The 6699-nt window shown below is 69.6% G+C and carries 8 protein-coding genes; 7 read left to right on the forward strand and 1 reads right to left on the reverse strand.

From position 1 onward, the window contains the following. Window positions 1-138 precede the first annotated feature (138 nt). Entirely contained in the window at window positions 139-618 is a 480-nt protein-coding gene (locus RWP81_RS12940) for a MarR family transcriptional regulator (RefSeq protein WP_314456725.1), read from the reverse strand. 63 nt (window positions 619-681) lie between these two features. On the opposite strand from RWP81_RS12940, the gene idi reads away from it, so the two are divergent. From idi to RWP81_RS12975, 7 genes are read left to right on the forward strand one after another with little or no spacing between them, the layout of a single operon-like run. After that, on the forward strand, window positions 682-1233 hold the full coding sequence (gene idi / locus RWP81_RS12945; RefSeq protein WP_314456727.1) for an isopentenyl-diphosphate Delta-isomerase: 552 nt from the start codon (window positions 682-684) through the stop codon (window positions 1231-1233). Continuing rightward, complete coding sequence (locus RWP81_RS12950) at window positions 1230-2300, forward strand: polyprenyl synthetase family protein (protein ID WP_314456730.1); 1071 nt, start codon at window positions 1230-1232, stop codon at window positions 2298-2300. Before idi ends, RWP81_RS12950 begins: the two co-directional genes overlap by 4 nt. After that, window positions 2297-3166: a squalene/phytoene synthase family protein gene (locus RWP81_RS12955; RefSeq protein ID WP_314456732.1), complete on the forward strand. Its 870-nt coding sequence runs from the start codon at window positions 2297-2299 to the stop codon at window positions 3164-3166. Before RWP81_RS12950 ends, RWP81_RS12955 begins: the two co-directional genes overlap by 4 nt. Further along, the gene (crtI, locus tag RWP81_RS12960; protein WP_314456734.1) at window positions 3163-4719 is read left to right on the forward strand and encodes a phytoene desaturase family protein; all 1557 of its coding nucleotides are present in this window, start codon (window positions 3163-3165) and stop codon (window positions 4717-4719) included. The genes RWP81_RS12955 and crtI overlap by 4 nt, the downstream gene beginning before the upstream one ends. 1 nt (window position 4720) lies before the next feature. Continuing rightward, window positions 4721-5062 carry a lycopene cyclase domain-containing protein gene (locus RWP81_RS12965; RefSeq protein ID WP_314456735.1) on the forward strand — a complete coding sequence of 114 codons (342 nt, stop codon included), beginning with the start codon at window positions 4721-4723 and terminating at the stop codon, window positions 5060-5062. Continuing rightward, window positions 5059-5376, forward strand: a complete 318-nt coding sequence (locus RWP81_RS12970; protein ID WP_314456737.1) for a lycopene cyclase domain-containing protein — start codon at window positions 5059-5061, stop codon at window positions 5374-5376. Before RWP81_RS12965 ends, RWP81_RS12970 begins: the two co-directional genes overlap by 4 nt. After that, on the forward strand, window positions 5373-6263 hold the full coding sequence (locus RWP81_RS12975; protein WP_314456739.1) for a prenyltransferase: 891 nt from the start codon (window positions 5373-5375) through the stop codon (window positions 6261-6263). The genes RWP81_RS12970 and RWP81_RS12975 overlap by 4 nt, the downstream gene beginning before the upstream one ends. Window positions 6264-6699: the final 436 nt, after the last annotated feature.

Here is a 6699-nt window from a genome sequence, read left to right on the forward strand (position 1 = left end):
GTCGGGGAGGGCGGCCGCGGGAGGGGTTCGACGACGTCGGCGTGCGCGTGGCGCGAGGGCCGGCGCCGCGACGGTAGGCGGCGGCCTGATCCTCCGACAGAGACAGGGGCGTCCCTGCGAGATTCGCGCAGGAGCCGGTCAGTCGTCGGTCGTGATGGCCTCGGTGAGTTCGTCCATGAAGCGCGTGACGGTGGCGAGCTGGGTGTCGTCGAAGCGGTCGGCGATCTCGCGCATGGCGCCGAGGTGAACACCGAAGTGCTCGAAGAACTCCCGTCGCGACTTGTCGGTGAGCACGACGACGCGCGCGCGACCGTCGGAGGGGTGCGGGCGACGCTCGAGGTGGCCCGACGCCACCAGTCGGTCGATGAGCTTGGTGGTGGAGGCCGTCGAGATGCGCAGATGGGAGGCCACGTCGTGCGGACTGACCATCTGCCCGCGATGCTCGCGGATGGTGAGCATGCGCAGCGTCGCGAGGTCGCTGGCATTCATGTCCATATCGCCCTTCATGCCGCTGTGCATGCGATCGAGGGCGTCGCTCAGCGTCTGGATGGCGCGCAGCGACTGGGCGACACGGGGTCGGCTAGCAGAGGTCGACACGGGGCTGGTCACGGTGGACACCCCCTTTCCGCCTGGGTATAGTCAGGCTCACATCGCTAGCTAAACTAGCAAACAGGAGGCACGATGAGCGAGACCGAGTATGTCGTCCTTCTGGACGACTTCGGAGGCGAGATCGGCACGGCGCCCAAGGCGAGTGTGCACGATACCGACACCCCGTTGCACCTCGCGTTCTCGTGTCACGTCGTCAACGGCGACGGTCAGGTGCTGGTCACCCGGCGCGCACTGCACAAGAAGACCTGGCCGGGCGTGTGGACCAACTCGTTCTGCGGGCACCCCGCCCCGGGCGAACCCATGATCGCGGCCGTCCATCGCCGCGCCGGATTCGAGGTCGGGCTCCGCGTGCGCGATCTCGAACTCGCCCTTCCGCATTTCCGCTACCGCGCCGTCGATGCGAGCGGCATCGTCGAGCACGAGATCTGCCCCGTCTACGTGGCTCGCACCGACGAGGAGCCGCAGCCCCACCCCGACGAGGTCGCCGAGCACCGCTGGGTGGACCCCCTCGAACTCGCCGCGTCGCTCGCCGCGACACCCTGGGCGTTCAGCCCGTGGCTGGTCATGCAGGCTCGGCAGCTCGCGTTGTTCGACGCCCTACCCGCCGTGAGGAGAGCATCGTGATCGTCGCCGTCCCCTCTGCCCCCACCGCGAGGCAAGAGATCGAAGACGCGATCGAGACGGCCCTGGAACGCCTGGAGTACCGCGTCGGGCCGCTGGGCGAGGGCGCGCGTGCCCTGGCATCCGCCATCCGCCGCGCTGCCACCGGGGGCAAGCGCTTCCGTCCCCTGCTCGTCGCGGCCGCCTACGACACCCTCGACGGTGACGCTGTCGCGCTCTCGGCGCTCTGGCAGGTCGCCGCAGCCTTCGAACTGCTGCACACGGCCTTCGTCGTGCACGACGACGTCATCGACCACGACCTCGAGCGCCGTGGCATCCCGAACATCGGGGGCGAGTTCCGCCAACGCGGCCTCGAGAGAGGCGCCGACGAAGCGGGTGCCGCCCTGCTCGGGAACGCCGCGGGAATCCTCGCCGGTGACATGCTCCTGCACGAGGCGGGGCGACTCGTCGCCCTGGCCGACGTGCCGGCGGCCATGCGCGCCGAACTCCTACGTCTCGTCGAGGATGCCGTGATCGTCTCGGCCGCGGGCGAACTCGCCGACGTCGAGAACGCCGTCTCCGCGGGCGACGTCGATGCGATGACCGTCCTGGCGGCCACGCGCGACAAGACCGCCGTCTACTCGTTCTCTGCTCCCCTGCAGGCCGGCGCCGTGATGGCCGGCGCAAGTGACGCGGCGCTCCACGCCCTCGAACGCTTCGGCGAACGCCTGGGGCTCGCCTACCAGCTGATCGACGACCTCATCGGCGCCTTCGGCACCCCCGCCGTCTCCGGCAAGGACGAGGGCTGCGACCTGCGCGAAGCGAAGAAGACGCACCTGATCTCCCTCGCCCGCGAGACCGAGGACTGGCCCGAGGTGAGCCTCGCGCTCGCACAGGCCCACACCGGTCCCGTGGCCATCCGCGCAGCGCAAGCCGCGCTCTCGGCATCCGGAGCGCGAAAGGCCCTCGAGCGCATGGTCTACGAGACGCTCGAAGAAGCCACCATGATCGTCGAAGGAGCAATGCTGCCGTCGGCGTGCAAGGCCATGCTGCTCGACCTCGTCGACACCGTGGCGGAGCGCGTTCCGTGAGCACCGCCCACACGGGACTCGAACTCTATTCGCAGACGGCCGACGACGCCGCGGCCGCGGTGATCAGTCGGTACTCCACCTCATTCGGCATCGCCACGCGCCTGCTGGGTGCGCGCCCGCGCCCGCACGTGCGCAACGTCTACGCCCTGGTGCGCGTCGCCGACGAGATCGTCGACGGTCCCGCCCACGATGCCGGCCTCACCCCCGAGCGGGAACGCGCCGTCCTCGACGGGCTCGAGAACGAGGTGATGGATGCCATCGCCACCGGATTCAGCGCCAACCTCATCGTGCACGCCTTCGCCCGCACCGCCCGCGAGTGCGGCATCGGCGCCGACCTCATCGCCCCGTTCTTCGCCTCGATGCGCACCGACATCGACACCGCCGCCCACGACGATCTGTCGCACGACGCGTACGTCTACGGGTCTGCAGAGGTGGTCGGGCTGATGTGCCTGCAGGTGTTCCTCAACGCCGGAATGTCGGCTCCCGCCCGCCCGGCGGCCGACCTCGTCGACGGCGCCCGGCGCCTGGGCGCGGCGTTCCAGGACGTCAACTTCCTGCGCGACCTCTCCGACGACGCCGACCGCCTCGGCCGCGACTACCTCGACGGCGCGGCCGACGACGAGCGGCGCACCGCCGTGCTCGACCGGATCGACGCCGACCTCGCCGCCGCGGCATCCGTCATCCCGCATCTCCCGCCCGACTGCCGGGCCGCCGTCACCACCGCACACGACCTCTTCGCCGAGCTGTCGCGCCGCTTGCGTTCCACCCCCGCCGGCGCCCCTCGCGTCCGCGTCCCCGACGGTGTCAAAGCCACTCTTGCCGCCCGCGCCCTCCTCGGGCGTCCTCCGAAAGGTTCCCGCTCATGAGCGCCCAGCGCATTGTCGTCGTCGGAGGCGGAATCGCCGGACTCGGCACAGCAGCCCTCCTCGCCGACCGCGGGCACGACGTTCAGCTCTTCGAGGCCCGCGACGCCCTGGGTGGTCGCGCCGGATCGTGGGCGAGCGACGGCTTCCGCTTCGACACGGGCCCCAGCTGGTACCTCATGCCCGAGGTGTTCGACCACTTCTTCCGACTGCTCGGCACGAGCGCCGCGGAGCAGCTCGACCTGGTGCGCCTCGACCCGGCGTACCGCGTCTACGGCCCTCCCGGAAAGGGCGAGCCGATCGACATCGTCTCGGGGCGTGAGGCCGTGCGTGCGCTCTTCGAGGAGCACGAGCCCGGCTCGGGTGACAACATCGACGCCTACCTCGACTCCGCGAAAGACGCGTACGAGCTCTCGACGTCGAAGTTCCTCTACGACCCGTACTCGTCGACGAAGGGACTGCGTGACCCGGCGCTCGTGAAGCGCCTGCCCACGCTCATCCCGCTGCTCACGCGGACGCTCTGGAACCGCGTGACCACCGACTTCGCGAACACCCGCCTGCAGCAGATCCTCGCCTACCCGGCGGTGTTCCTCGGCGGGTCCCCCTTCGAGGTGCCGAGCCTGTACCACCTCATGAGCCACCTCGACCTGGGTGACGGCGTGCTCTACCCCAAGGGCGGCATGACCGAGATCATCACCGCGATCGAGAAGCTCGCGCGCGAGCGCGGCGTACGCATCGAGACCTCGACCCCGGTGGATGCCATCATCACCGAATCGGGTGTCGCGCGCGGCGTGCGTCTGGCCGATGGACGCGTCATCTCGGCGGATGCCGTGGTCTCGGGCGCCGACCTGCACCACACCGAGAACGACCTGCTCGAGCAGAGGGACCGCCAGTACCCCGAGAAGTGGTGGAAGGACAAGGTCCCGAGCCCCGGTGCTCTGTTGCTGCTGCTCGGCGTCAAGGGCGAGCTGCCCCAGCTCACCCACCACACCCTGCTGTTCACCGACGACTGGCACACCAACTTCGATGCCATCTTCGGCGAGAACAAGATGATCCCCGACCCCGCGTCGATCTACATCTGCCGGCCGAGCGCCTCGGACGACTCGGTGGCGCCCGAGGGCCACGAGAACCTCTTCGTCCTGGTCCCCGTTCCCGCCGACCCCGCCAGCGGGCGCGGCGGCGTCTCGGGCGCCGGCGATGAGCGCATCGAGAAGGCCGCGGATCGCGTCATCGCGCAGATCGCCGAGTGGACCGGCATCCCGGATCTCGCCGAGCGCATCGTCGTGCGCAAGACGATCGCACCCGAGGACTTCGCGCACGACCTGCACGCCTGGCACGGCAACTCGCTCGGACTCGCGCACACGCTGACCCAGAGCGCGATCTTCCGCCCCAAGAACCGTTCGCGCAAGGTGAAGAACCTGTTCTACGCGGGAACCTCGGTGCTCCCGGGCATCGGCCTGCCGATGTGCCTCATCTCGGCCGAACTCGTCGTCAAGCGCCTGACGGGCGATACCTCCGCCGGCCCCCTCGCAGAGCCCGTCCGCGCGGCGGTCTGAGGTGCCCGGGATCTACCTGGGCGCGATCCTGTTCTCGCTGGCGGGCATGATCGCGATCGACGTGAAGTTCTCGCTGGCGCTGCGCGTGGCCCCGCTGCGCACGACCCTGACGGTGCTCATCGCGACGGCGTTCTTCCTCGTGTGGGACGCCGTGGGAATCGTGACGGGGGTGTTCGTGAAGGGCGAGAGTCCGCTCTTCGTGGGGGTCGAGCTCGCCCCCCACCTGCCGCTCGAAGAGGTCTTCTTCCTCCTGTTCCTGAGCTACCTGTCGGTCGTGATGTTCGCGGTCTTCGAGCGACGGGCGCGCGCGCGGGCTCGCGCCGGCGTCCGGGGGCGCGCGTGACGTATCCGCTGATCGTCCTGCCGTTCGTGATCGTCACGGTGCTGGTGACTCTTGCGACGCGAGAGCGCCCGCGGTTCCGTGAGCGTATGGCATCCTCGGGTTTTCTCGCCCTGGTACTGGTCGCGCTCACCCTGGTGTTCGACAACGTCATGATCGCGGTCGACCTCTTCACCTACCCCGCCGAGCACCTCAGTGGACTGCGCATCGGGCTCGCCCCGATCGAGGACTTCGCGTATCCGCTGTGCGCCGCATTCCTCGTCCCGGCGGTGTTCACGCTGCTCTCCCCCCACACGTCGTCGAAGGATGCCGCATGACTCTGCCCGCGCTGACACCTGTTCGCATCGTTCGCGAGCTGTTCGTGTCGTCTCGTCCGGTGAGCTGGATCAACACGGCCTTCCCGTTCGCCGCCGCGTACCTGCTCACGACCCGACAGATCGATGCACCGCTGATCGTCGGCATCATCTTCTTCCTCGTGCCGTACAACCTCGCGATGTACGGCGTGAACGACGTGTTCGACTACGAGTCCGACCTGCGCAACCCCCGTAAGGGCGGCACACACGGCGCGGTGCTCGCCAAACAGATGCACCCGATCACGCTGTGGGCCTCGGCCCTGTCGTGTCTGCCGTTCGTGGTGTACCTGGTCATCATCGGTTCGCCGCTGTCGTGGCTCGTGCTCGCGCTCAGCCTGTTCTTCGTCGTGTTCTATTCCGCTCCCCCGCTGCGGTTGAAGGAACGACCGTTCCTCGACTCGATGACCAGCAGCATCCACTTCTTCTCCCCCGCCGTGTACGGCTTCGTGCTCGCGGGGGCCGTCTGGACGCCGCAGCTGGTGTTCGTGTTCGTGGCCTTCGCGCTGTGGGGCATCGCGTCGCACGCCTTCGGAGCCGTGCAGGATGTCGAGGCCGACCGCGCCGCCGACATCTCGTCGATCGCGACCGCCCGAGGGGCGCGGTGGACCGTGCGCTTCGCCCTCACCGCCTACGCGCTGGCCGGCGTGGCGATGCTCTTCACCGCCTGGCCGGGGCCGTTGGCGGCCGTGTTGGTGATCCCGTACCTCGTGGTCTGCTGGCCGTATCGGAACGTGACGGATGCCGAGAGCGACCGCGCCACCGCGGGATGGAACCGTTTCCTCTGGCTCAACCAGATCGCCGGCTTCGGCACGACGATGCTGCTGATCTGGTGGTGGTTCCTCACCGCATAGCGCGCCACCGCGCCCTGAGCGGGGCGGCGTTGCGGGTGTCCCAGATGCCCGGACCGCCCGTCTGGCGCCCACACGGTGTTGAGTGCCCAAGACTCGCCGCACCCGCGGGCGGAATGCAGAGTGTCGTGGACACTCGACGGGCGCGTGGGTGCGGCGTGAGGTCGCGGACGGGACGGACACGGGTGCGCCACCACTTCCGTTGAGTGTCCAGGACTCGCCGTTGAGGAGCACGGCGACCGGCGTGTCCTGGACACTCAACGGGTCCCGCGACGGCGGCGGGCTCGCCGGAGGCTGGGACGGCGGCGGGCTCGCCGGCCGTACGACGACGCCGGCGCCCCGCGGATGCGGTGCGCCGGCGGGGGGGTGTGGGTGGTCAGCCCGCGGGCGTGGCCGCGGGGGTCGGGGGCTGGGTGGTGGCGCCCCCCGGACCCCCCGC

It is taken from the genome of uncultured Microbacterium sp., assembly GCF_963521695.1.
In the GTDB taxonomy this organism is placed as follows: Bacteria; Actinomycetota; Actinomycetes; order Actinomycetales; family Microbacteriaceae; genus Microbacterium.